This is a genomic window from Rhodococcus sp. IEGM 27 (assembly GCF_033142305.1).
Classification (GTDB): domain Bacteria; phylum Actinomycetota; class Actinomycetes; order Mycobacteriales; family Mycobacteriaceae; genus Rhodococcus_F; species Rhodococcus_F oxybenzonivorans.
Genome location: NZ_JAWLSG010000002.1, coordinates 670,908 through 695,546, shown reverse-complemented (window position 1 = coordinate 695,546; position 24,639 = coordinate 670,908). Strand labels below are relative to the sequence as shown.

At 67.2% G+C, this 24,639-nt stretch carries 21 protein-coding genes; 1 reads left to right on the top strand and 20 read right to left on the bottom strand.

The features are described 5' to 3' along the window. Nucleotides 1-99: 99 nt before the first annotated feature. The 10 genes from pyrF to R4P95_RS09600 all read right to left on the bottom strand — a co-directional run bounded on the left by pyrF (nucleotide 100) and on the right by R4P95_RS09600 (nucleotide 11,313). Entirely contained in the window at nucleotides 100-939 is an 840-nt protein-coding gene (gene pyrF, locus R4P95_RS09645; RefSeq protein ID WP_317744997.1) for an orotidine-5'-phosphate decarboxylase, read from the bottom strand. Further along, nucleotides 936-4,304 (bottom strand): carbamoyl-phosphate synthase large subunit, encoded by a 3,369-nt coding sequence (gene carB / locus R4P95_RS09640; protein ID WP_317744998.1) that lies wholly within the window; start codon nucleotides 4,302-4,304, stop codon nucleotides 936-938. Before carB ends, pyrF begins: the two co-directional genes overlap by 4 nt. Continuing rightward, nucleotides 4,304-5,464, bottom strand: a complete 1,161-nt coding sequence (gene carA / locus R4P95_RS09635; protein ID WP_159922683.1) for a glutamine-hydrolyzing carbamoyl-phosphate synthase small subunit — start codon at nucleotides 5,462-5,464, stop codon at nucleotides 4,304-4,306. Before carA ends, carB begins: the two co-directional genes overlap by 1 nt. Further along, a complete protein-coding gene (locus R4P95_RS09630) occupies nucleotides 5,461-6,021 on the bottom strand; it encodes a transporter (protein ID WP_317744999.1) in 561 nt (186 codons plus the stop codon). The genes carA and R4P95_RS09630 overlap by 4 nt, the downstream gene beginning before the upstream one ends. After that, nucleotides 6,021-7,367 (bottom strand): dihydroorotase, encoded by a 1,347-nt coding sequence (locus tag R4P95_RS09625; RefSeq protein ID WP_317745000.1) that lies wholly within the window; start codon nucleotides 7,365-7,367, stop codon nucleotides 6,021-6,023. The genes R4P95_RS09630 and R4P95_RS09625 overlap by 1 nt, the downstream gene beginning before the upstream one ends. Further along, the gene (locus R4P95_RS09620) at nucleotides 7,364-8,308 is read right to left on the bottom strand and encodes an aspartate carbamoyltransferase catalytic subunit (RefSeq protein WP_159922689.1); all 945 of its coding nucleotides are present in this window, start codon (nucleotides 8,306-8,308) and stop codon (nucleotides 7,364-7,366) included. Before R4P95_RS09620 ends, R4P95_RS09625 begins: the two co-directional genes overlap by 4 nt. Continuing rightward, the gene (gene pyrR, locus R4P95_RS09615) at nucleotides 8,309-8,938 is read right to left on the bottom strand and encodes a bifunctional pyr operon transcriptional regulator/uracil phosphoribosyltransferase PyrR (RefSeq protein ID WP_213571963.1); all 630 of its coding nucleotides are present in this window, start codon (nucleotides 8,936-8,938) and stop codon (nucleotides 8,309-8,311) included. A 163-nt stretch (nucleotides 8,939-9,101) separates the two neighbouring features. Next, entirely contained in the window at nucleotides 9,102-9,611 is a 510-nt protein-coding gene (gene nusB / locus R4P95_RS09610; RefSeq protein WP_213571962.1) for a transcription antitermination factor NusB, read from the bottom strand. Further along, a complete protein-coding gene (efp, locus tag R4P95_RS09605) occupies nucleotides 9,612-10,175 on the bottom strand; it encodes an elongation factor P (protein ID WP_109330289.1) in 564 nt (187 codons plus the stop codon). It abuts the gene before it with no gap. A 34-nt stretch (nucleotides 10,176-10,209) separates the two neighbouring features. After that, nucleotides 10,210-11,313, bottom strand: a complete 1,104-nt coding sequence (locus R4P95_RS09600; protein ID WP_213571961.1) for an aminopeptidase P family protein — start codon at nucleotides 11,311-11,313, stop codon at nucleotides 10,210-10,212. Between the two features lie 160 nt (nucleotides 11,314-11,473). Between R4P95_RS09600 and R4P95_RS09595 the strand changes: the two genes are divergently transcribed. Beyond that, a complete protein-coding gene (locus R4P95_RS09595) occupies nucleotides 11,474-12,211 on the top strand; it encodes a B-4DMT family transporter (RefSeq protein WP_317745001.1) in 738 nt (245 codons plus the stop codon). A gap of 106 nt (nucleotides 12,212-12,317) precedes the next feature. On the opposite strand, the gene aroB is transcribed toward R4P95_RS09595, so the two are convergent. The 10 genes from aroB to R4P95_RS09545 all read right to left on the bottom strand — a co-directional run bounded on the left by aroB (nucleotide 12,318) and on the right by R4P95_RS09545 (nucleotide 24,576). Next, nucleotides 12,318-13,424: a 3-dehydroquinate synthase gene (gene aroB / locus R4P95_RS09590; RefSeq protein WP_109330293.1), complete on the bottom strand. Its 1,107-nt coding sequence runs from the start codon at nucleotides 13,422-13,424 to the stop codon at nucleotides 12,318-12,320. Between the two features lie 61 nt (nucleotides 13,425-13,485). After that, nucleotides 13,486-13,992: a shikimate kinase gene (locus R4P95_RS09585; protein WP_109330295.1), complete on the bottom strand. Its 507-nt coding sequence runs from the start codon at nucleotides 13,990-13,992 to the stop codon at nucleotides 13,486-13,488. A 38-nt stretch (nucleotides 13,993-14,030) separates the two neighbouring features. Continuing rightward, nucleotides 14,031-15,218, bottom strand: coding sequence for a chorismate synthase (aroC, locus tag R4P95_RS09580; protein WP_317745002.1), 1,188 nt, complete (start codon nucleotides 15,216-15,218; stop codon nucleotides 14,031-14,033). A gap of 76 nt (nucleotides 15,219-15,294) precedes the next feature. Further along, the gene (locus R4P95_RS09575) at nucleotides 15,295-15,942 is read right to left on the bottom strand and encodes an A24 family peptidase (protein WP_213571958.1); all 648 of its coding nucleotides are present in this window, start codon (nucleotides 15,940-15,942) and stop codon (nucleotides 15,295-15,297) included. Between the two features lie 90 nt (nucleotides 15,943-16,032). Further along, entirely contained in the window at nucleotides 16,033-16,848 is an 816-nt protein-coding gene (locus R4P95_RS09570) for a shikimate dehydrogenase (RefSeq protein ID WP_374434552.1), read from the bottom strand. A 1-nt stretch (nucleotide 16,849) separates the two neighbouring features. After that, a complete protein-coding gene (locus tag R4P95_RS09565) occupies nucleotides 16,850-18,613 on the bottom strand; it encodes an endolytic transglycosylase MltG (RefSeq protein ID WP_317745003.1) in 1,764 nt (587 codons plus the stop codon). Further along, entirely contained in the window at nucleotides 18,610-19,149 is a 540-nt protein-coding gene (ruvX, locus tag R4P95_RS09560; RefSeq protein WP_109330305.1) for a Holliday junction resolvase RuvX, read from the bottom strand. Before ruvX ends, R4P95_RS09565 begins: the two co-directional genes overlap by 4 nt. 2 nt (nucleotides 19,150-19,151) lie before the next feature. Beyond that, nucleotides 19,152-21,824: an alanine--tRNA ligase gene (gene alaS, locus R4P95_RS09555; protein ID WP_317745004.1), complete on the bottom strand. Its 2,673-nt coding sequence runs from the start codon at nucleotides 21,822-21,824 to the stop codon at nucleotides 19,152-19,154. Between the two features lie 85 nt (nucleotides 21,825-21,909). Continuing rightward, nucleotides 21,910-23,343, bottom strand: a complete 1,434-nt coding sequence (locus tag R4P95_RS09550) for a replication-associated recombination protein A (RefSeq protein WP_159922711.1) — start codon at nucleotides 23,341-23,343, stop codon at nucleotides 21,910-21,912. A 57-nt stretch (nucleotides 23,344-23,400) separates the two neighbouring features. Continuing rightward, nucleotides 23,401-24,576 carry a phosphotransferase family protein gene (locus R4P95_RS09545; RefSeq protein ID WP_159922713.1) on the bottom strand — a complete coding sequence of 392 codons (1,176 nt, stop codon included), beginning with the start codon at nucleotides 24,574-24,576 and terminating at the stop codon, nucleotides 23,401-23,403. Between the last annotated feature and the right edge of the window lie 63 nt (nucleotides 24,577-24,639).

Here is a 24,639-nt window from a genome sequence, read left to right as displayed (position 1 = left end):
AGTCCAAACCACTGGATAACCAGCAGCGATAGCGACCGTACTCACGCCCGGCGCCGATTGCGAACCCACCCCCCGAGGTCAAAGCCGGATTCCGGTGGGCTATGAGAGTGCGGACTCGACCTCGTCACGAACCTTCACAGCGGCCGCACGCAGGGCCGTCACCGACGGACCCTCACGGAGAATACCGCGAGAACTGTTCGGCAGCAGCAACTTCCGGGAATCGGGAAAAATGTCCGCAAGGTCACGTGCTGTGGCACCCTGGGCACCCAGTCCCGGCGCCAGAATTGGTCCAGAAAAATTCGACAAATCCAGACCGTGTCCGCGTGTCGCACCGACGACCAGCCCGACCAGGTCGGATTCTGCCGCATTGTGCTCGGCCGCCGCATTCACCACGGACTGTGCCACCGACACGCCCCCGGCAACGTCAGCACCCTGCAACTCCCCGCCCTCGGGATTCGAGGTGCGAGCAAGCACGAACAGCCCGCGGCCCTGCTCCGCCGCCAGCGAGAGGGCCGGTTCGAGCGCACCGAACCCCAGATAGGGCGAGACCGTCACCGCATCGGAAGACAGCGCCGAGTCCGGGCCGAGCCACGACTGCGCGTAGGCGGCCATCGTCGACCCGATGTCACCCCGTTTCGCATCCGCGACGACGAGCGTCCCGGCCTCCCGGAGAACACAGATGGTGCGTTCGAGCACCGCGTACCCGGCCGAGCCGTACGCTTCGAAGAACGCCACCTGGGGCTTCACGACGGCCACCTCACCGACGAAGGCCTCCACGCAGATCTCGGCAAAGGCCTCGAGCCCCTCCGCATCGACGGGAAGGTCCCACGCCTCGAGCAACCCCGGGTGCGGGTCGATGCCGACGCACAGGCGGCCGCGGTGCTCGACCGCGGCCCTCAGCCGAGCACCCCACGCCAGGTCGTGGTGCCGGTCCGTCACGAGGTGAGCGAACCCGTGTCGGAACCCTCGAACGGGGCCGGTGAGCGCAGCCGGGCATGCAACGCCTGCAGCGACTGAACGCCGATGTCGCCGCGGATCGCGGCCTCGATGCCCTGGACCGCAGCGGACGCGCCCTGCACGGTGGTGACGCAGGGGATGTTCACGCCGACGGCCGCGCTACGGATCTCGTACCCGTCCACCCGGGGCCCGGAGTTGCCGTACGGGGTGTTGATCACCATGTCGACCTCACCGTCACGAATCTGGTCGACGATGGTGCGGGCGCCCTCCTCCAGGGGCTCGCCGGAGTGCTTGTGCACGTCCTCGCAGACGATGCCGTTGCGGCGCAGGACCGCCGCGGTGCCCTCGGTCGCGAGAATTCGGAAACCCAGGTCGGCCAGCCGCTTGACCGGGAAGATCAGCGACCGCTTGTCCTTGTTCGCGACCGAGACGAACACCGACCCGGAGATGGGGAGTGACCCGTACGCAGCTGTCTGGCTCTTGGCGAACGCGGTGCCGAAGTCGGCGTCGATACCCATGACCTCGCCCGTCGACTTCATCTCGGGACTCAGCAGTGTGTCCACCCCGGTGCCGTCGGCGCGTCGGAACCGGTTGAACGGAAGAACGGCCTCCTTGACGGCGACGGGTGCGTCCGCCGGGGTGAAACCACCGTCACCGGTGGCCGGAAGGAGTCCGGTTTCCCGCAACTCCGCGATGGTCTCGCCGAGCATGACGCGTGCGCAAGCCTTGGCCAGTTGCACGGCCGTGGCCTTCGACACGAACGGCACGGTCCGGCTGGCACGGGGGTTGGCTTCGAGGACGTACAGGATGTCGTCCTTGAGGGCGTACTGCACATTGAGCAACCCCTTGACGCCGATACCCTTCGCGAGCGCCTCCGTCGAACGGCGGACGTTCTCGAGGTCAGCGCGACCGAGGGTGATCGGGGGCAGGGCGCACGCCGAGTCGCCGGAGTGAATGCCGGCTTCCTCGATGTGTTCCATCACTCCCCCGATGTACACCTCGTTCCCGTCGCAGAGCGCGTCGACGTCGATCTCGATGGCGTCTTCCAGGAACCGGTCGACCAGTACGGGCCGGTCGTCGGATATTTCGGTGGCGCGGGAGATGTAGCTCTCGAGCGAGGCCTCGTCGTAGACGATTTCCATGCCGCGGCCACCGAGCACGTAAGACGGTCGCACGAGCACCGGGTATCCGATACCGGCGGCGATGTCGCGGGCACCGGTGAACGTGGTTGCCGTTCCGAACTTGGGCGCCGGCAATCCCGCCTCTACCAGTACCTTGCCGAATTCGCCACGGTCCTCGGCGAGGTCGATGGCCTCGGGGCTGGTCCCGACGATGGGCACTCCTGCGGCTTTGAGCCGTTTCGCCAGACCCAGCGGTGTCTGTCCGCCGAGCTGCACGATCACGCCGGCGACGGTGCCGGACAGCGACTCCGCCCGGTACACCTCGAGCACGTCCTCGAACGTGAGCGGCTCGAAGTACAGCCGGTCGGCGGTGTCGTAGTCGGTGGAGACGGTCTCCGGGTTGCAGTTGACCATCACCGTCTCGTAACCGGCCTCGGACAACGTCAGGGCCGCGTGGACACAGGAATAGTCGAACTCGATGCCCTGACCGATGCGGTTGGGGCCTGAACCGAGGATGAGGACCTTCGGACGCTCCGTCTGCGGAGCCACCTCCGACTCGGCCTCCGGATCGAGCTCGTAGGTGGAGTAGTGGTACGGCGTCTTCGCCTCGAACTCGGCTGCACAGGTATCCACGGTCTTGTAGACGGGGTGGATGTTCCACTGCTCGCGCAGCGCCCGAACGGAATCTTCGTCACCCAGCTCGGGGCGAAGCGCCGCAACCTGCCGGTCGGAGAACCCGTGGTGCTTGACGCGCCGCAGCACGCGCTCGTCCACCTCGTCGACCTCGCGCAGCTCGCTACCGAGCTCGTGGATCTGCAACATCTGGTCGAGGAACCAGGGATCGATTCCCGTGGCGTCGAACAACTGCTCGAGGGTGGCACCGAGACTCATGGCCTTCTCGATGCCGTACAGCCTGCCCTCGTGCGGCACGGCGAGCTCGGCGAGCAGCGTCTCCAGGTTCTCGGTGGCCACCTGCGGCCCGGTCCAGAATCCTGTCTGCTTCGTCTCCAGCGAGCGCATGACCTTACCGAGCGCCTCGGTGAAGTTGCGGCCGATCGACATGGCCTCACCGACCGACTTCATCGTGGTGGTGAGAGTCGCGTCGGCACCGGGGAACTTCTCGAATGCGAAGCGGGGAGCCTTCACCACCACGTAGTCGAGCGTGGGTTCGAAGCACGCCGGGGTTTCCTTGGTGATGTCGTTGACGATCTCGTCGAGGGTGTAGCCGATGGCGAGCTTTGCCGCGATCTTCGCGATCGGGAAGCCCGTCGCCTTGGACGCCAGAGCACTCGACCGCGACACCCGCGGATTCATCTCGATGACGACGAGGCGGCCGTCGGCCGGGTCCATCGCGAACTGAATGTTGCAACCACCGGTGTCAACGCCGACCTCGCGCAGGATGTCGATCGACAGGTCGCGCATCGCCTGGTACTCGCGGTCGGTGAGAGTCATCGCGGGAGCGACGGTCACCGAGTCACCGGTGTGCACGCCGACGGGATCGACGTTCTCGATGGAGCAGACGATGACCACGTTGTCGCGGCCGTCGCGCATGAGCTCGAGTTCGTATTCCTTCCACCCGAGGATCGATTCCTCGATGAGCACGTTGGCGGTGGGCGACGCGGCCAGTCCGCCACCGGCGATGCGGGCGAGGTCCTCGTCGTCGTACGCCATGCCGGACCCCAGGCCACCCATGGTGAACGACGGCCGGACCACCACCGGGAAGCCGAGTTCGGCCACCGTGTCGCGGACCTCGTCCATCGTGTAGCAGACCCGGGACCGGGCCGACTCGCCACCGACCTTGGCGACGATGTCCTTGAATTTCTGGCGGTCCTCGCCGCGTTGGATCGCTTCGAAGTCGGCGCCGATCAGTTCGACGTCGTACTTCTCGAGGATCCCCTGCTCGTGCAGGGCCACTGCGGTGTTGAGCGCGGTCTGACCACCGAGGGTCGCGAGAACCGCGTCGATGGGGTGACCGTTCGCGGCCTCGAGAGCGATGACCTTCTCGACGAACTCCGCCGTGATCGGCTCCACGTAGGTGGAGTCGGCGAACTCGGGGTCCGTCATGATGGTGGCCGGGTTCGAGTTGACGAGGCTGACCCGCAGGCCCTCTTCGCGCAGCACCCGGCATGCCTGCGTACCGGAGTAGTCGAACTCGCAGGCCTGGCCGATGACGATCGGGCCGGAGCCGATCACCAGGATGTGGGAGAGATCTGAACGGCGTGGCATTACTTCTTGACTCCCTCGAGCAGGCTGGTGAATCGGTCGAACAGGTAAGCAGCATCGTGCGGGCCGGCGGCGGCCTCAGGGTGATACTGCACCGAGAAGGCCGAGCCGTCGAGCAGACGGACTCCTTCGACGGCGCCGTCGTTGGCGCAGGTATGGCTGATCACCGCCCTGCCGAAGGGCGTGTCGAATTCCTGCCCGGCCTCCCCTTCGAGCGCGAACCCGTGATTCTGTGCGGTGATCGCGATGCGTCCGGTTTCGTGTTCGATCACCGGGACGTTGATTCCGCGGTGACCGAATTTCATCTTGTAGGTGCCGAGGCCCAGCGCGCGGCCCAGGATCTGATTGCCGAAGCAGATACCGAACAGGGGCAGGCCCTGCCCGATTACTTCCTTCGTGAGATGTACGGCGCCGTCCGCGGTGGCCGGGTCGCCCGGACCGTTCGAGAGGAACACGCCGTCGGCCTTCAGGTCGAGGATCTGCTCGAGCGTCGCGTCGGACGGCAGAACGTGTACGCGGATACCCCGCTCGGCGAACATGCGCGGGGTGTTGGTCTTGATACCCAAGTCGATCGCGGCGACCGTGAAGCGGGCCTCGCCCCCGGTCGGCTCGACGACATACCCGCTGGTGGTGCTGACCTCACCCGCGAGATCGGCGCCGAGCATCGACGGCTGGCTCTTCACCCGCTCCAGCAACACCTCCGGTTCGGCGAGCGCATCTCCGGAGAACACTCCGGCCCGCATCGACCCCCGGGTGCGCAGGTGACGCACGAGGGCGCGGGTGTCGATGCCGGCGATCCCCACGACACCCTGCTTCACCAGTTCGTCCTGTAGCGACCCGGTCGCGCGCCAGCTCGAGGTGCGGCGCGCAGGATCGCGGACCACGTAACCGGCTACCCAGATTTTCGCTTCCGCACTGCTGCCGGTGGGACCGACGGACTCGTCGTCTTCGTCGTTCCAGCCGGTGTTGCCGATCTGCGGCGCCGTGGCCACCACGATCTGGCGGTGATAGCTGGGGTCGGTCAGTGTCTCCTGGTAGCCGGTCATGCCGGTGCTGAAGACGGCCTCGCCCAGTGTCTGCCCGACGGCACCGAACGTGGTGCCGCGAAAGATCCGACCGTCCTCGAGGACCAGTACTGCCGAGTCGGTGTCATAGCCGCTCATGCGTTCTCTCCGTTCTGCTCGACCTCGCCAGAGCTCGCCGCATTCGCTGAATCTTCACTGTCTGTGGTGCCGCCCGACTCGCCCGAGTTGACCCAGACGGGGTAGACGGACTTGTCGTCGCTGCGGAATCCGGTGTCGATCTCGGTGCCGGACGGCAGTGCCCATCGGATCACCAGGAGTCCGTCCTTGCTCATGACCTTGCCGGCGAGGCCGCGCTCCGTGCGCACCGCACGAATCGCGTCCTGCGGAATCCAGATCGCCGAGGCGCCGTCCCTTTCGAGCCGGATGCCGGAGTGGTACCTCGAAATTTCACCGGTGGCCCGGAACCCGAGGTCCCCGACCGCAATTCGGTCCTGCCAGCTGGGTGCAAGCGTGCTGCCGACGTAGAGTCCGGTGGCCGGCGCGATCGTCTGCGCACCCAGGTGGGCGGGAACGGACGGCAGCTGACCGATGCGGTCGGCCTGCCGACGGGCCCGGCCACGCCATCCGACGTACATGAGGTAGATCGCCAGCGCCCAGAAGGCGGCCAGGCCGACGATCCAGAGGATTCTCTCCATCACTGTCCTCCGCCGCCGCGTACGGGAATGCGGACGTCACCGTTCCGCGCGGTGACCCGGCCCCGGAGGATGGTGGTGGTGACCCGCGCCGGCAGCGTCATCGACTCGTACGGCGTGTTGGACGCCACGCTGGCGAGTGCGGGCCCGTGCACCGTCCATTCGGTATCCGGATCGACCAGCACCAGGTTGGCCGGTTCACCGACGGCGATGGGCCGCCCCTGGTCGTCGAGTCCGACGATCTCTGCGGGACGTTCGCTCATCACCCGGGCCACCCCACGCCAGTCGAGGAGGCCCGGCCGGACCATGGTCATCGCGACGATCGACAACGCCGTCTCCAGACCCAGCATGCCGGGACGAGCCGCGGCGAATTCGCAGCACTTGTCCTGCTCGGCGTGCGGGGCGTGATCGGTGGCGACGCAGTCGATGACCCCCTCGGCGAGACCGGCGCGCAACGCGGCGACATCACTGGCTTCGCGCAGCGGCGGGTTCACCTTGTTGACGGCGTCATACGTTTCGAGGCGTGAGTCGTCGAGGAGCAAATGATGCGGCGTCACCTCGGCGGTGATCGAAATGCCCTGCCCTCGCGCCCATTTCACCAACTCGACCGTTCCGGCGGTGGAGGCATGGCAGATGTGGACACGGGCGCCGGCATCCCGGGCGAGCAGCGCATCACGGGCGACGATCGATTCCTCGGCTGCACGAGGCCAGCCGGCCAGGCCCAGCCGGGCCGCGGTCGGGCCTTCGTGGGCGACGGCACCGACGGTCAGCCGGGGTTCTTCCGCGTGCTGGGCGATGAGCACACCGAGCGAGCTCGAGTACTCGAGGGCGCGGCGCATGAGCAGTGGGTCGTAGACGCAATGACCGTCGTCCGAGAACATCCGGACCCGGCCGGATCCTGCGGCCATCGTCGCCATCTCGGCGAGTTGCTTCCCCTCGAGCCCGACGGTGACGGCCCCGACCGGATGCACGTCGACGAGCCCGACTTCCTGCCCGCGGCGCCACACGTGGTCGGTGACGACCACCGAGTCGGCGACGGGGCTGGTGTTGGCCATGGCGAACACTGCCGTGTACCCGCCGAGCGCAGCCGCAGCCGAACCGGAATCGATGGTTTCGGTGTCCTCGCGGCCCGGCTCACGCAAATGTGTGTGCAAATCGACGAATCCGGGCAGCAGAATCTGGCCGGCCGCATCGATGACCTCGGTTTCTGCAGCAGCGGACTTCGCGGCGTCCGCGCCGATGGCAGCGACGAGTCCGTCGTCGAGCAGCACATCGGTGGGTTCGCCCTCGCCGTACAGCAACGCGTTCTTGATGAGCACTGTCTCTCCTGTTCCTGTCGAGTTGCTCATCCGGCAACTTCCTCTGCACCGACAAGCAGTCGGAACAGCACGGCCATACGCATGTGCACTCCGTTGGTGACCTGTTGCAGCACAGCGGCTCTCGGGGAGTCCGCGACTGCGGAGGCGATTTCCATACCGCGCAGCATCGGGCCCGGGTGCAGCACGACGGCATGCTCCGGGAGCAGAGCGAGGCGCTTCTCGGACAGTCCGTAATTGATCGAGTACTCACGCTGGGACGGGAAGAATCCCCCGTTCATCCGTTCCGCCTGCACGCGCAACATCAGGACCGCATCGAGCCCGGGGAGTTCGGCGTCGAACGAGTGGGCCACCGTGACCGGCCAGGACGAGGCACCGACCGGGAGCAGCGTGGGCGGTGCCACGAGAACGACCTCGGCACCGAGCATCGACAGCAGCAGCGCGTTGGACCTGGCCACCCGGCTGTGCAGGATGTCGCCCACGATGGCGATGCGCTTGCCCTCGATGTCCCCGAGGCGCTGCCGCAGCGTCAGTGCGTCGAGCAGCGCCTGGGTGGGATGCTCATGGGTGCCGTCCCCCGCGTTGATGATCGCCGGTCCGCCGTCGTCCTGGCCGGCCGTCCACGAGGCGATCTGGTGAGCGGCGCCCGAAGCCGGATGGCGCACGATCAGCGCGTCGGCGCCCGCGGCACGCAACGTCATCGCCGTATCACGCAGCGATTCGCCCTTCGAGACCGACGAGCTCGAGGCGCTGACATTGATGACATCCGCGCTCATCCACTTGCCCGCGACCTCGAAGGACACCCGGGTCCGTGTCGAGTTCTCGAAGAACACGGTCATGACGGTGCGGCCGCGCAGGGTCGGCAGCTTGTGGACCTCGCGCCCGAGGAGGGCCTGTTCGAAGCGCTCCGCCTCGTCGAGAAGCTCGACCGCCGATCCTCGGGTCAGGTCCGCAATCGACAACAGGTGCTTCACTTAGCTCTTTCCCCCGGAGATCATGACCGCGTCACGGCCGTCGTGTTCGCCCAGGAGAACCTTGACGTCCTCGGTTCGGGCGGTCGGCACGTTCTTCCCCACGTAGTCGGCGCGCAACGGCAGCTCCCGATGGCCGCGGTCGACGAGGACCGCGAGCTGAACTGCGCGTGGCCGTCCCAGGTCACGCAGGGCGTCGAGAGCCGATCGGACGGTGCGACCTGAAAACAGCACGTCGTCGACCAGCACCACCAGCGCGTTGTCGACACCGCCCTCGGGGACGGAGGTCCGCTCGAGGGGGCGGTGCGGCTTGGTGCGCAGGTCGTCGCGGTAGAGGGTGATGTCGAGTGAACCGACCGGCGGGCGCACGCCGGAGAATTCTTCGATCTTTGCGGCGAGACGCGCCGCCAGGGTCGTGCCGCGGGTGGGTATCCCGATGAGGACGACGCGAGGCGCTTCACCGTCGGCGGCGTCGATCGCGGTCTTCTCGATGATCTGATGCGCGATACGCGCAATGGTGCGGCCTACATCCGCTGCGGACAACAACTCACGCGCGGGCTCGACTGCCGGTGACGACTTCGGTGTTGCGTCTGCCGGTTCCTCGGCAGGGCGGGACCCTTCGGGCACGCGCATACAACGACCTCCTTCTCCGCCTCACTGGACGGATCGTTAAAGGATGCCTGACGCGGCCAGCTTAGCAGCGCGCCGAGTTGCGCCAGGCCGGGACCCCGGCCTCCGGTTCCCGCGCGCCACTCGGCCTGAGGTACGCCGCGGGACCGGAGTGAGGCAGATGGACCTACGAACGCGGATCTTCCGGCTCGTCGCTTCCTGATTCGGCACGCCGGGAGGTGGCCGCGGCAGCGGACCGCACCTGCGGGGCAACCAGCACGACCTGGCCGAGGACGCCGTTGACGAATCCCGGCGAGTCGTCGGTGGAAAGCTGTTTGGCCAACTCGACCGCTTCGTCCACCGCCACGACCGGCGGGACATCGGTGGCATGGAACAGCTCCCACACGGCGATCCGCAGAATCGCCCGGTCCACCGCCGGTAGCCGCTCGAGCGTCCAGTCCTGCAGGTGCGAGGAGATCACCGCATCGATCCGGTCGAGGTTTTCGGCCACGCCGGTGACCACGGTGACGGTGTACGGGGCGACGGGCGCAACGGACTCGTCCTTGCCGGACATGTCCGCCCGCTCGGTCGCGAGATCGACCGGGTCGAGGTCGCGCGCTTCCGCTTCGAAGAGGAAGTCGACGGCGCGCTTACGGGCCTTGTGCCGTGCGCCGAGCTTCTTATGGGTACCGGACACTCAGGAATTCACACGCCCGAGGTAGTTGCCGTCGCGGGAATCGACCTTCAACTTGTCGCCGGTGTTGATGAACAGCGGCACCTGAATTTCGGCACCGGTCTCGAGGGTGGCGGGCTTGGTTCCACCGGTGGAGCGGTCGCCCTGCAGACCCGGATCGGTGTGCTTGACCTCGAGCTCCACCGTGACGGGCAGTTCGACGAAAAGCGGGACGTCCTCGTGCACGGCAACCTGGACCGCCATGTTCTCGAGCATGAAGCGTGCACCGTCGCCGACTGTCGCCTCGTTGATCGAGATCTGGTCGTAGGTGTCACCGTCCATGAAGATGTAGTCGCTGCCGTCGTGGTAGAGGTACGTCATGTCGCGTCGGTCGACGGTGGCAGTCTCGACCTTGACGCCGGCGTTGAAGGTCTTGTCGACGACCTTGCCCGACAGCACGTTCTTCAGCTTGGTTCGCACGAATGCGGGGCCCTTGCCCGGCTTGACGTGCTGGAACTCGATAATCGTCCACAGCTGGCCCTCGATCTGCAGGACCAGGCCGTTCTTGAAATCACTAGTGGAAGCCACTTGCTTCGCGTCTCCTCGATAAGGTCGAAACCGTCTACACGACAGTCAGGTCTTTGGTGGTGAGGGTGAGTAGCTCCGGACCCTGCTCCCGAACCACGAGCGTGTCCTCGATCCGCACGCCTCCGCGCCCGGAGAAATACACGCCCGGCTCGACGGTCACCGCCGCACCGTCCAGAAGTGTACCGGTGCCCAGCTTGCCGATTCCGGGTGCTTCGTGGATTTGCAGGCCGACGCCGTGCCCGAGCCCGTGCAGGAACAGCTCTCCGTAGCCTGCTTCCTCGATCACGCTGCGGGCTGCCGCGTCGACGGCGGTGACCTCGGCGCCCGGCCGCAGGGCGGCACATCCGGCCGCCTGCGAGCGGGCGACCAGGGCGTACACCTCCCGTTGCCAGTCGGCTGCCTGTTCGAGGATGTACGTGCGCGTCATGTCCGAGTGGTAGCCGCCGACCTCGGCCCCGAAATCCAGTTTGACGAAGTCGCCGCGCTGCAGCACCGCCGAGGTGGGACGGTGGTGGGGAATTGCGGAATGGGCACCCGCCGCGACGATCGTCTCGAATGAGATGCCGTCGGCACCGTGATCGAGCATCAAAGCCTCGAGCTCGCGCCCCACCTCTTTCTCGGTGCGTCCCGGCCGGAGTCCGCCACGCTCGAGAAGGTCGGCGAGCGCGGCGTCGGCGGCAGTGCACGCGGCCCGGAGCAACTCCACTTCATAGTCGTCCTTCACCATGCGTAGCTCCTCCACCAGCCCGGGAACCGGTTCCAGACGCGTATCCGGGGCGAGCAGCGACCACGCTGCGAACTCGTCCACCGTGACGACATGACTTTCGAAGGCGAGCGACGACGCCGTCCGGCGGGCGACCGACTCGACGAGGTGGGCGGCGCTGGCGCGGGCGATTTCGGCCCGGAGGTCGGGTACCTGCTCGGCCACCTGGGTGAGGTAGCGCCCGTCCGTGCAGATCACCGTGCGTTCCTCGGCGCCGTCGGCGTCCGCCGCGTCGACGAGCACTGCGGCATTGGACCCGGTGAAGCCGGTGAGGTACCGCACGTTCACCAGATCCGTCACGAGAAGTGCGTCGAGATCGCGGGCGGCGAGCGCCGCGCGCAGTGCCGCGCGCCGCGAACCATGATCAGCAGGCATGAGAGCAAACGTACCGGCATTGCCACCCGCCCCGCTGACGAGGGACACGACCCGCGCGACGGCGCCGAAATCGACCACCATCGGCGGTGAGAACAGGTTGCAGACAGCGCGTCTGTGGGTTAGACCACACGCCGGAAAACCTTCTCGTTACGCTGTGCCCATGAATGCGTGGGTGGTACGCGGCCTCGGGATGGCCCTGATACATATTTTGGTTCGTGTGTTGCTCGGTGCGGCGATCACACAGTGGCCCCTCCAAGGTTCGATCCTGAGGTGGGTGGCGCTCCTGGTCGTGGTGTTGGTGGCGTTGATCTGGGCGGGTATCGACGGCATCCGGGACCGGCATCGCAACCCGGACCCCGACCAGGGTGCCGACCTCACCATGCTGTGGCTGAAGGCAGCGTTGCTCGGCGGCATCGTTGCGGGGGTCGGCAGCTGGCTGGCCGATCTGTTGCCCTCCCTCAACGTCACGCAGAACTCGTTCTTCTTCGAAATCACCTCCGGTGCCGCCTTCACTGTCCTGCTCATCTTCGTTCCGGCCATGCTGGCCGTCTTCCTGGGCCGTTTCTTTGCCGGGCGTGACGCCAAGAAGGCATCGCAGGGGCGTGGCGGCGACCGAGATGCCCGGAGGGGCGCCGGATCGGCGGTAGGCGCAGCAGCGGGAGGTACGGCAGCCGCTGCTGTCGCCGACGACAACGGCTATGGGCAGCACTATCCGGACGGAACGCACGACCAGACCGGTTACGCCGATCCCGATGCCGACACCGCGGTTTTCGAACCGGTACACAACTACCGCCAGGACACCTCGGACCTCGATGCCGGCGAGGGGCAGGACACCACCTGGCAGGAACCCGTCGACCTCGGCAAGCGCAACCCCGAAGAGCCGAAACGCGGCGAGTAGACCGCACGGGTCGGTCTGGTCCGAAGGCGCCGCCGCGGCGGAGGTGAGCGGGTGCTCGCCTCCGCCGCGGCGTGCCTCGGCGTCAGAGAAGTGTCGTGTTTCTGGGTCAGAGAAGTACTGCGCCGCCGGCGGTCTCCTCGCGGGCGACGGCCGAGTACGCCGCGACGAGCAAGGACGGGTCGGGGCCCTCCAGACGTCCGGGCTTTGCCAGTCCGTCGAGAACCACGAACCGCAGCACGCCGGCGCGGTTCTTCTTGTCGGTCTGCATTCCCTCGACCAGCTGACCGAACGCGTCCGCGTCGTACGTCGTGGGGAGTCCGACCAGTTCGAGGATCCGGCGGTGCCGATCGGCGGTCTCGTCGTCGAGCCGGCCGGCCAGACGGCCGAGCTCGGCCGCGAACACCAGTCCGACCGACACCGCGGCGCCGTGACGCCAGCGGTAGCGCTCGCGCCGCTCGATCGCATGACCCAGCGTGTGCCCGTAGTTGAGGATTTCCCGCAGATCGGATTCGCGGAGATCGGCCGCCACAACTTTGGCCTTCACCTCCACCGAACGCTTGATCAGTTCCGGCAGCACGGACCCGGTCGGGTCGAGCGCCGCCTCGGGGTCACTCTCGATGAGGTCGAGGATCACGGGGTCGGCGATGAATCCGGTCTTGATGACCTCCGCCATCCCGGCGACGATCTCGTTGCGGGGCACGGTCTCCAGTGTCACGAGGTCGATGAGCACGGCCGACGGCTCGTGGAACGAACCGACAAGGTTCTTGCCCGCCTCGGTGTTGATTCCTGTCTTTCCGCCGACCGCGGCGTCGACCATGGCGAGCAAGGTCGTCGGCACATGGACCACCCGCACTCCGCGCATCCAGGTGGCTGCGACGAATCCGGCGAGGTCGGTGGCCGCGCCGCCGCCCAGGGAGACGACGGCGTCACTGCGGGTGAGTCCGATCCGGCCGAGCACCTCCCAGCAAAAGCCGGCCACGGCCAGATCTTTACCGTCCTCGGCGTCCGGAATTTCGATCCGGTGAGCGTCGATGCCCTTCTCGGCGAGTGCCGCTCGCACTGCCTCCGCCGTTTCGGCCAGCGGCGGCTGATGGAAGATCGCCACCGTCCTGGTTCCGGCGAGCTCGTCCACCAGCTCACCGAGCAGACCGCGCCCGATGATCACCGGGTAGGGGTGTGCCGTCTGCACCTGTACACGTACCGGTTCGGTCACTGTCTGCTCCGCTCCGTCTCGTCCGATGTTCTCGGATCACCTGTTCCGCCGGGGTCGCACCTCATCCGGCAAGCTTCGCGACCAACTGCTGCACCACCCGCGCTGGGCTACGTCCGTCCGTTCGTATCCGAATGGACGCCACCTCGCGATACAACGGCCGACGTTTGCGCATCAACTCGGCGTACTTTTCGCGGGGGTCGCCACCGGCGAGCAGGGGGCGTGCAGTGCTCGTTCCTGTCCGTTTCAGGCCCTCACCCACGCTGATCTCCAGGTAGATCACCGTGTGGCCCTTCAGGAGTGCCCGAGTGCGCTCGGACAGTATCGAGCCGCCTCCGAGCGAGACGATACCCTCGGAACTCTCGATCGCCTTGCGGACGATCTCCTCCTCGAGGGCGCGGAATGCGGGCTCGCCGTCTTCGACGAAGATCTCCGCGATGGTGCGCCCCGCTTCCTCCTCGACCGCCGCATCGGTGTCGAACAGCGGCAGGTCGAGGGCCTGCGCAAGACGTCGGCCGATGGTCGACTTACCCGCTCCCGGGGGGCCGACGAGCACAGCTTTCGGTGCCACGGCCCGTCACCGCCTCGTTTCGACGGCGGACGCGGCGGTCATCGCGCGAGCCGCGCGGCGACACCGGAGGCGTAACGCTCGAAGTTCGCGGCCGTCTCGGCAATGGAGTCGCCGCCGAACTTCTCGAGTGCAGCCTGGGCCACAACCAGCGCGACCATGGCCTCCGCCACGACACCTGCGGCGGGCACGGCACATACGTCGGAGCGCTGATGAATCGCGACGGCTTCTTCACCCGTCGACATGTCGACGGTGGAAAGGGCGCGGGGAACGGTCGAGATCGGCTTCATCGCGGCGCGGACGCGCAGTGCCTCACCGTTGGTCATGCCGCCTTCGAGCCCGCCGGCGCGATTGGTGGATCGCAGAATGCCATCGGGACCCGGGCGCATCTCGTCGTGGGCCTGGCTGCCGCGGCGGCGGGCGGTCTCGAAACCGTCGCCGACCTCGACACCCTTGATCGCCTGAATGCCCATGAGCGCCGATGCGAGGCGGGCGTCGAGACGATCCGCGCCACTGATGAACGAGCCGAGACCCACGGGGAGCCCGTGCACGACCACCTCGACGACCCCGCCGAGGGTGTCGCCGTCGCGCTTGGCCGCCTCGATCTCGGCGATCATCGATTCTTCGGCCGCCTTGTCGAATGCGCGCACCGGGCTGGCATCGATGGCCGCGACGTCGAACGCCGTCGGCTCGACACCGACGTACGGATCGGACGCACCGATGGAAATGACGTGTGAGAGCACCTCGACGCCGAATACCTGGCGGAGGAAGTTGCGGGCGAAGGTCGCAGCCGCGACGCGCGCCGCGGTTTCACGCGCGCTCGCCCGTTCGAGAACGGGACGGGCGTCGTCGAAACCGTACTTGAGCATGCCGGAGTAGTCGGCGTGCCCGGGTCGCGGGCGGGTGAGGGGTGCGTTCCGCGCCTGATCGGCGAGCAGGTCGGGATCCACCGGATCGGCGGACATGATGGTTTCCCACTTGGGCCACTCGGTGTTGCCCACCTCGACCGCGATCGGCCCGCCGAGCGTCCGACCGTGGCGCACACCTCCGACGATGGTGACCTTGTCGGCCTCGAACTTCATGCGTGCGCCGCGCCCGTAACCGAGACGCCGTCGCGCGAGTTGAGTCGAGATGTCCTGGGACGTCACTTCGACGCCCGCAACCATTCCCTCGAGCATCGCAACGAGGGCGGGACCATGGGATTCTCCGGCAGTTATCCAGCGCAGCACGACCAATATCCTTCCACGTCGCCGCGACCCGCAGTGACGGTGGTCCTCCCAACCCGGCGCGGACCGAAGGCGGTGCTCACGGAAGGTGCGTGGCCAGCAGCGCGAGGACGGTCGCGGCGCACATGGCCGGCCCGTGGGGAACACTCGTCGGAGATGCCGCGTCCGACTCCGGGCGCGAAGGCCGCGAACGTGCCCTGACCAGTGCGACGCACCCCGCAGCGGCCGTGAACGCCGGTGCCAGGAGGGCGGCCCACACCCAGGCTCCTCCCCCACCCAGTGCGGCCAGCGCGCCCACACCCAGCGCGAGCTTGACGTCACCCGCCCCCAGCGATCCGGGCGCGCAGAGATACAGAAGGAGATACGCCGCCGCGAGCAGTACACCCCCGATCACTGCGGCCGGCGCCTGACCGGTAATACCCGCAAGAACGACGACCACCGCGAATCCGGGCAGAGTCAGGATGTTCGGCAATCTGCGTGCACACCAGTCCGTAGCGGCGAGGCTGACGCACCACCATCCCAGCAGGACAGCGGCAGGTACCAACGCGGGTTCCGGTTCCCGGCCCGAGGATCCGCACCACACCGCGACCGCCACGCCCGCAGCGCACGAACTTTCACACCATCCGCGTCGCACGGCCGCGCCGCCGACGAACCTCGTCGCCGTACGCCGCGCGCACCATCCTGCGCCTGCGCCGGCGAGTACGCCGACCGAGATGAGCCACCACATGGACACAGCGTGACCGGTGCTCGCCAAGCCTCGTCGTCGGCGACGTGCAGAAACTCCCTGGCTTGTGGAGAAAACCGGGCCTGTGGACAACTAGCCCAATGCGGCCGCCATCGCCTCTCTCGGCGCAGGCCGGCCGGTAAACTGCTCCACTTGCCCGAAGGCCTGGTGGAGAAGCATCGACAACCCGCCGACCACCGTTCCACCGGCAGCCTCTACTGCGGCGGCCAACGGCGTCGGCCACGGGTCGTAGATCGCGTCCAGCACGAACGGCGCCTGTCCGAGGACATCCGCACAGTCGATGATTGCGGCGGACGGCACGGTGCTGACGAGGGCGGCCGCTCCGGCGCACCGCGCGGCAAGTTCGCGGCTGTCGAAGCCGAGGAGTCGAACCTCGAGACCGATCGCCTCGGCACAGGCCAGCGCGCCCGCGGCCCGACCCTCGTTCCGGGCCACCACGGTGACGCTCTTCACACCCATGTCGGCGAGTGCCACCAGCGCCGGCCTCGCCGTCCCACCCGCGCCCACGACCACGGCGTCGGCTCCGGCAATCGTGCCGATCCCGCCCGCGGTCAAAGCACCCCGGACGCCGTCCACATCGGTGCAGTCCGCACGCCATCCGCCCTCAATGCGAACCAGCGTGTTGGCGGAGCCGATCGTCACCGCGCGCTCGGTCCGCTCGGTGGCGAAGTCGAGCGCCGCAATCTTGCCCGGCATCGTGACCGACAGGCCCACCCACTCCGGGCCGAGACCGGACACGAGACCCGGAAGACGTTCCCCGTCGCACTCGATGCGCTCGTAGGTCCAGTCGGTCAGTCCCAGCGCCCGATACGCCGCGAGATGCAGCTGCGGAGACCGCGAGTGGGCGATCGGGCTTCCCAGGACAGCAGCCTTGCGTGCCGACCTCACGTCACCGTCCACTGTCGAGGATCCCGTTGTTCAGCGCCTGGTCGATGTTGGACAAGTGCTCCTCATAACTCTTGGTGAACAGCGTCGTCCCCTTCGCGTCCACGGTCACGAAATAGATCCAGTCCCCCGGCTCCGGGGATTCGACGGCCTGCAGGGCCGCGATACTCGGCGACGAGATCGGGGTGGCCGGCAAACCGGGGCTGGCGTAGGTATTCCACGGGGTGACCGTCGCCCGATCCGCATCGGTGGTGGCCAACTCCGTCGTGTCGAGCGCATAGTTGACCGTCGAGTCGAACTGCAGCGCCTGGTTGACTGCCAGGCGGTTCAAGATGACACGCGCCACCTTCGCGAAGTCTTCGGGCATCGCCTCCCGCTCCACCAGCGACGCAGCGATGAGCATCCGGTAGGGGGAAAGGCCCACCACGTTTCCCGCGGTGAGGATGCCCGTCTCCTCGTAGCTCGCCGCGCTCTCGGTCACGAGCTTCCGTAGGATCTCGGCAGCACCGGCCGTCGGATCGAAATCCCAGCTGCCGGCGGCGATGAGACCCTCGAGCTGCCGGTCCCGGTCGGGTACGCCGGCGACGGCATCTCTGGCCCAGTCCGGTACCCCGAGTGCGCCGATGTCGCCCGCACCGGCGTTGTTGAGTTCGTCGTAGCTGATGCACCGTTCCTGCCCGGCTTCGCCCAGGCAGCTTGCCTCCGAGATGAGGGTGTAGATCCCCTTCTTCACTGCACCCGTCTGCACGTCGGTGGTGTCGTGGAGCTGACGGCCCTCCGAAATGATCATCTGGCCCACACGCGACGCCGGATCGACGAGTTCTCGGACGGCATCCACGGCAGGGATCTGTGTCGAGAGACTGTAGAAACCGGGCTGCACCGAATTCATCGCAGTGTTCTGGACCGCGGCGTTGAAGAAGGCCGATCCGCTGGCCACCACGTCTCGCTCGGCCAGCGTGGTCGCGATCTCCTCCGCGGTGTCCCCCGCATGGACCTGGACTACGACTTCGGGTCCGCCCGGACCCGGGTAGTCGGCCGGGGCGTCCGGGCCACCGAAAAAGAGCGTGCCGCCGACGAAGACCATTCCCGCCAAGACGACAAGAACGACTGCGGCCGCCAGCGCTCCGAGGATCTTGCCCCTGCGTGCCCGGCCGCGGGACTTCTGCTCGCGTCGCTCGTGCACGCGCGACGGCGGGGCGGGACGCTCGACGGGAATGGCGGCGATGACCTGTGTTTCGGCCTCGTCGAACGCGGCGTCGGCTCTGTTGTACGGTGCGTCATGTCGCCCCTCGACGGAGACATGGTCGTCGACCGGAAGGCCGTCGTACTCGGTTTCGTGAACTTCGTGCTCGTCATACGCGCGCTCGTCATACGCAGCCTGGTCATACGCAGCCTGGTCATACGCAGCTTCGTCGTACGCGGACCGGTCGTACGTGTGTTCATGGGCGGGCTCGTCGAGGGGGTCCTCACGGTAGCGATGCACGGGCTCGTGGTGCGCAGGTTCCGAGTGGGCCGCATCCTGGCGCGCGAGGTAGTCGGGACCGGGCTGGTGGTGGCCGTACACGCGATCATCGAGCGCGGAATCGGTGTAGCCGGTGCGGTGGTAACCGAGTTCGGCCGCTTCGGCACGGTCCGGGAAATCAGCGCGCTCGGGGCCGGACTCGTACTCGACGGGTTCGTCCTCGTCGAGATAGCGGTGCCGCCGCGGTTCACGGGGAGGATAGTCGAAACCAGGCTGTTCCCCTGCCGGCCGCCGATGATTGCTCACTGGCCCGCCTCCGGTTGCTGCCTGTCCCCGACTGAATCCCCTGCATTCACCGACCTGCTCCGCTCGTCCAACCACCCCTGCAAGATCGCCACCGCCGCGGCCTGGTCGATCACCGTACGCTGGCTTCTCGCACTGACACCGCTCTCGCGAAGCGCCCGCGTGGCGGTGACGGTGGTCAGACGCTCGTCCGCCATCCGCACCGGGATCGGATCCACCGCCCTTCGCAATCGCTTCGCGAACACAGTAGCGATCGAGGCCGCCTTGCCTCGTTCGCCCCGCAAGGTCTGCGGCAGACCGACGATAACCTCCACGGCCTCGTATTCCTCGACTATGTCGGCAATGCGCCGGATATCCGGCGCGTCGGGGCCGCGTTCCTTCGACCGGGGAACCGTTTCGACCGGGGTGGCGAGAACCCCGTCGGGGTCGCTCGAGGCGACTCCGATCCGGACGCTCCCCACGTCGATACCGATGCGTCGACCGCGCCCAGGGTCGTCGACGCCCGGTCGATCCGGACCGCCCTGTTCCGCGCGATGCACCGCTACTGGTTCCCTACCTTGTCCGCCACGGCCCCTCGGACCGCATCGAGCGCCGCCGCGATGCCGGTGTTGTCCGAGCCGGACCCCTGGGCCATGTCCGCTTTGCCGCCGCCGCGACCCCCGATCAGGGGGCCGAACTCCTTCACGAGGTCACCGGCCGCGACTCCGAGTTCCTGCGCCGCCTTGTTGACGGCGACAACGAACGGAACCTTGCCGTCGGCATCGCCGAACAGGGCGACGACAGCCGGCTGCGTGCCGAACCGTCCGCGAATGTCGGTGACGAGACTCCGGAGGTCGTTGCCACCGACACCGGCGGGAGCCGAGTCCGCCACCAGCAGCACCGGTCCCACGCGCTGAGCCTTGTCGAGGTAGGTTCCTGCGGAGGCCAGAACTGCTTGTGCCCGAGCCTGTTCGAGCTCCTTCTCCGCAACGCGAAGCCGTTCGACCAAGGCCTCGACACGGGCAGGCACCTCTTCGGAGGGCACCTTCAGCGAGGACGACAGTCCGGCGAGCAGCGCCCGTTCCTTGGCCAGGTAGCGGTACGAGTCCAGCCCGACGTAGGCCTCCACACGCCGCACACCCGAGCCGACGGACTGCTCACCGAGGAGGGTCACGTTGCCGATCTGCGCCGAGGTTCCCACGTGTGTTCCGCCACACAGCTCCATGGAGAACGGTCCACCGATCTCCACGACACGTACCTCGTCGCCGTAGTTCTCGCCGAACAAGGCCATGGCGCCCATCGCCTTTGCCTTGTCGAGGTCGGTGACGAACGTGTTGACCGCGTAGTCGGCGGCCACGGCCTCGTTCGCCACGACCTCGATGTCCTGCTTCTGCGACTCGGTTAGCGCACCCTGCCACGAGAAGTCGAACCGCAGATATCCGGGCTTGTTCAAGGAACCGGCCTGAACGGCGTTGGGCCCCAGAACCTGTCGGAGGGCGGCGTGGACCATGTGCGTACCGGAGTGACCCTGGGTGGCACCCTTACGCCACCCGGCATCGACCTGCGCCAGAACGACGTCGCCTTCGGTGATCTCGCCTTCCTGGACGGTGACCTTGTGGACCCACAGCTTCTTCGCGATTTTCTGGACGTCGTTGACCTTCACCCGCAGTCCCGGCCCGGTCAACGCGCCCAGGTCTGCGATCTGGCCGCCCGCTTCCGCGTACAGCGGGCTGCGGTCGAGAATGACCTCGACGTCCTGGCCGGTGGCGGCGACGGGAACGCGCTGCCCGTTGGAGATCAGGGCGAGGACACGCGCCTCGGACACCAGTTCGTGGAAACCGGTGAACTCGGTGGGACCGCGGTCGAGAAGTTCCTTGTAGACGGTCAGGTCGGCGTGCGCGTGCTTGCGTGCCTGGGCGTCGTCCTTGGCACGCTGACGCTGCTCCGCCATCAGCGTGCGGAATCCCTCTTCGTCGACCGACAATCCAGCCTCGGCCGCCATCTCGAGGGTGAGGTCGATGGGGAAGCCGTAGGTGTCGTGCAGCGCAAAGGCTTGATCGCCGCCGATGACCGACTTCCCGGAAGCCTTCACGGACTCGGCGGCACCCTCGAACAACTTGGACCCCGAGGTGAGGGTCTTGAGGAACGCGGTCTCCTCGCCGACCGCGACCGTCTCGATGCGGCCGAAGTCGCTGTCGAGGACCGGGTACGAGGGGGCCATCGTGTCGCGTACGACGGTGATGAACTCACGCATGCTCGGCTTGTCGGCACCGAGCAACTTCGCCGAACGCACGATGCGCCGCAGCAGTCGGCGCAGCACGTACCCGCGTCCGTCGTTGCCCGGATTCACACCGTCCGCGATGAGCATGGCCGCCGTACGCGCGTGATCGGCGATCACCCGGAACCGGACGTCGTCGTCGTGATTGACGCCGTACCTGCGGCCCGACAACTCCTCGGCCTTCGCGATCACGGGGCGCACGAGGTCGGTTTCATACACATTGTCGACACCCTGCAGCAGGAACGCGACGCGCTCGACTCCCATGCCCGTGTCGATGTTCTGCTTCGGCAGCGGGCCGAGGATCTCGAAATTGTCCTTGCTGATGCCGAGTCCGCGCTCGTTCTGCATGAACACGAGATTCCAGATCTCGATGTAGCGGTCTTCGTCGGCCTCCGGGCCGCCTTCCTTGCCAAACTCGGGGCCGCGGTCGTAGTAGATCTCCGAGCAGGGCCCGCACGGCCCGGGGATGCCCATGGACCAGTAGTTGTCTGCCATGCCTCGGCGCTGGATCCGCGCCTCGGGAACGCCGACCTCGTCGCGCCAGATGTCGCGGGCCTCGTCGTCGTCGAGGTAGACGGTGACCCAGATCCGCTCGGGATCGAATCCGTAGCCGCCGTCGTCGACGCTGCCGGTCAGCAACGCCCAGGCGTGCTTGATCGCTTCCCGCTTGAAGTAGTCGCCGAAGGAGAAGTTCCCGGCCATCTGGAAGAACGTGTTGTGCCGGGTCGTGATGCCCACGTTTTCGATGTCGAGGGTGCGCACACATTTCTGCACACTGGTCGCCGTCGAGTACGGCGGCGTCTGCTGGCCCAGGAAGAACGGCACGAACTGGACCATTCCCGCGTTGACGAACAGCAGGTTCGGATCGTCGAGAATCAGCGAGGCGCTGGCTACCTCGGTGTGGCCTGCCTTGACGAAATGGTCGAGGAAGCGCCGGCGAATCTCGTGGGTCTGCACGTCAGTGATCCTTATTGTCTGTCTCGAGGGCAACTGCGGGGTGCTGTCCTGCCGGGCACACGGGAGCCCGGCAGTTCGGCAACAATCAGCTTAACCGGCCACCCGGACGGGTCTTGCCACGGACGATGGCACGCAACTTGTCGACCCGGGCCGCAATGTCGCGCTCACCACCGTGCGTGGTGGGTTGGTAGTAGTCGACGCCGACCAGTTCGTCCGGCGGATATTGCTGGGGCAGCACGCCGTCCGGGTGGTCGTGGGGATAGCGATATCCGACGGCGTTGCCGAGTTTCGCCGCACCCGCGTAGTGCCCGTCGCGCAGATGCGGGGGCACCAGGCCTGCGTTGCCCGCGGCGACATCGGCCATCGCCGCTCCGAGCGCAGCGATCACCGCCCCCGACTTCGGTGCGGTGGCGAGGTGGATGGTCGCCTGGGCGAGCGCAAGGCGTGCCTCGGGCATGCCGATCAGCTGCACGGCCTGGGCGGCCGCGGTGGCAGTCTGCAGTGCGGTCGGATCGGCCATCCCGATGTCTTCACTCGCGTGGACCACCAGCCGACGCGCGATGAAGCGCGGGTCTTCCCCCGCGGTCAGCATCCGCGCGAGGTAATGCAGTGCGGCATCGACGTCGGAGCCACGGATCGATTTGATGAAGGCACTGATGACGTCGTAGTGCTGGTCACCGTCGCGGTCGTAGCGGACCGCCGCCTTGTCGACGCTGGCCTCTACCGTGGCGAGGTCGAGCAGAATCGGCCGATCCGCATCGCCTGCCTGGTCGAGGGCAGCCCCTGCGGCCGCCTCGAGCGCCGTCAGCGCTCGACGCGCATCGCCCGCCGCCAATCGGACCAGATGATCCAAGGCATCGCCCGCGATCTCGATCTCACCGCCGAATCCACGCTCGTCGGTGCGCGCCCGCTCGAGGAGTTCCTCGATATCGCCGGGCGTCAACGACTGCAGTTGCAGCACCAACGACCGGGACAGCAGAGGTGACACGACCGAGAAGGACGGGTTTTCGGTGGTCGCGGCAACGAGGAGCACGATCCGGTTCTCCACGGCAGCGAGCAGGGCGTCCTGCTGGGTTTTCGAGAACCGGTGTACCTCGTCGATGAACAACACCGTCTGTTCCCCCGCGAGGAGGCGCCGCCGCGCGAGTTCGATGACGCCGCGCACTTCCTTCACACCCGCGGACAGCGCGGACAACGCCTCGAATCGGCGGCCCGTCGCCCCCGAGATGAGTGAGGCCAAGGTTGTCTTGCCGGTACCGGGAGGGCCGTACAGCAGCACCGACGCTGCTCCGGAACCCTCGACCAGACGCCGTAGCGGCGCTCCGGGCCCCAGGAGGTGCTGCTGTCCGACCACCTCACCGAGAGTGCGCGGGCGCATCCGCACCGCGAGTGGTGCGTGAGGGTTGACAGCCACGTGTCCGGGACCGGATTTCGGCGCGGGTTCCACCTCGGGCCGCACAGTCTCGAACAGTCCGGCCGACTCGTCCTCGCCCAACTCCGAACCGAAAAGATCGCTCACAAGTTCGACGCTACTCGGAACGCGTCGCGGAAACCCACTCCGGTCTGCCGGTCGGCGTCACCCGACAGACAAACCTCGAAGCTTGTCGGCAACGAGGCGGGCGTGGTGGGCGACCACCGTGTTCCCGGCGTGGTCGGCGCTTCGGGCCAACCTGTCCCAGCGCTGCGTCAGGGCTTCGGACCGCGGAACCGACAGGTGATGCTCGCGCACGGCGGCGATGCGACTGTGATTCTCCGGAAGGAACAGATACGTGCTGACCCACACCCAAATGAGCTGCGCTTCGACCATGCGGGTGGCCAGCACGTTGTCGTCGGCGAGCGCGGGCCACATCCCCACGACCTCGGCGCGCCAGGCCTCGATCATGGCCTGCGTCCGCTCGTCGGACAGTTCCACGGTGCAGAGGCAACCGGGGAAGGAGACCAGTGCATACGCGATGTCGAGCATCGCGTCGCGGAAGCCACCCCACTCGTAGTCCAGGAAACGAACACCCTCGTCGTTGACCATGATGTTGTCCGGGCACAGGTCCGAGGGGCTGAACGCCCGGAATCGGCCACTGTCGAACAGCTTCGCGGCGCGCGCCACCTGCGCCGTCATGTCCGCGGACACGTCGACACCCAGGATCCGGGAGAGAAGGCGGGGCACCTCGGGAACCGCGCGGTGAACCTGCTCGGCGACGGTGTCGTCACAGTGCGCCACCTCGGCGCGGCGAAGGAGGGCGGTGAAGTCCTCTTCGCGTCCCACCGTGGCCGCGTGCATACGGCCCAGCGCCTGTGCCATGGCCATCAAAGTGTTGGTGACCGTATCGGCGTCGGAATGCTCGAGCAGGGCACTGATCGGCGAGGCGTCACCGAGGTCGCTGAGAACGAGGAGTCGCGCCTCGAGGTCGGAGGCGAGCAGTTCGGCGCCCGGCCTGCTGTCGGTCGCCAGTGCAGTGGCGAATTGATACGACACGGCTTCACGGAGGAACGCGCTACTGCTGTCGCCCGACAGGTCGTCGGGATCGACCGTCCGTGAGCCGGACACGCCGACGTCCTCACGCAGTTGCTTGATCACCAACGTCCGCGGAAGGGAGAACGGATTCTCGGCCACGCGTACGCGGAGCACGATGGTACGACCACTACCGCCGAGGTCGACGGGGTCTACCAGTGTCACGGGTGCCCCGGTACGACGCGTGAGCAGCTTCTCGGCTGCGGCAACTACCTCGGAAACGGGGTCGGCCAGTATTGCAGTCATCGCGGTCCAACTTACCTGCTAGTGACACGGATCATCGAGTCCTCCGCCGGAAGCCTCGGTGAA

Bases quoted from the DNA above. Each gene is read 5' to 3' on its own strand.
- carB (WP_317744998.1), bottom strand. From the start codon at position 4,304: ATGCCACGCCGTTCAGATCTCTCCCACATCCTGGTGATCGGCTCCGGC.
- carA (WP_159922683.1), bottom strand. From the start codon at position 5,464: ATGAGCGGCTATGACACCGACTCGGCAGTACTGGTCCTCGAGGACGGT.
- R4P95_RS09630 (WP_317744999.1), bottom strand. From the start codon at position 6,021: ATGGAGAGAATCCTCTGGATCGTCGGCCTGGCCGCCTTCTGGGCGCTG.
- R4P95_RS09625 (WP_317745000.1), bottom strand. From the start codon at position 7,367: ATGAGCAACTCGACAGGAACAGGAGAGACAGTGCTCATCAAGAACGCG.
- pyrR (WP_213571963.1), bottom strand. From the start codon at position 8,938: ATGCGCGTGCCCGAAGGGTCCCGCCCTGCCGAGGAACCGGCAGACGCA.
- R4P95_RS09600 (WP_213571961.1), bottom strand. From the start codon at position 11,313: ATGCCTGCTGATCATGGTTCGCGGCGCGCGGCACTGCGCGCGGCGCTC.
- R4P95_RS09595 (WP_317745001.1), top strand. From the start codon at position 11,474: ATGAATGCGTGGGTGGTACGCGGCCTCGGGATGGCCCTGATACATATT.
- R4P95_RS09575 (WP_213571958.1), bottom strand. From the start codon at position 15,942: ATGTGGTGGCTCATCTCGGTCGGCGTACTCGCCGGCGCAGGCGCAGGA.
- R4P95_RS09545 (WP_159922713.1), bottom strand. From the start codon at position 24,576: ATGACTGCAATACTGGCCGACCCCGTTTCCGAGGTAGTTGCCGCAGCC.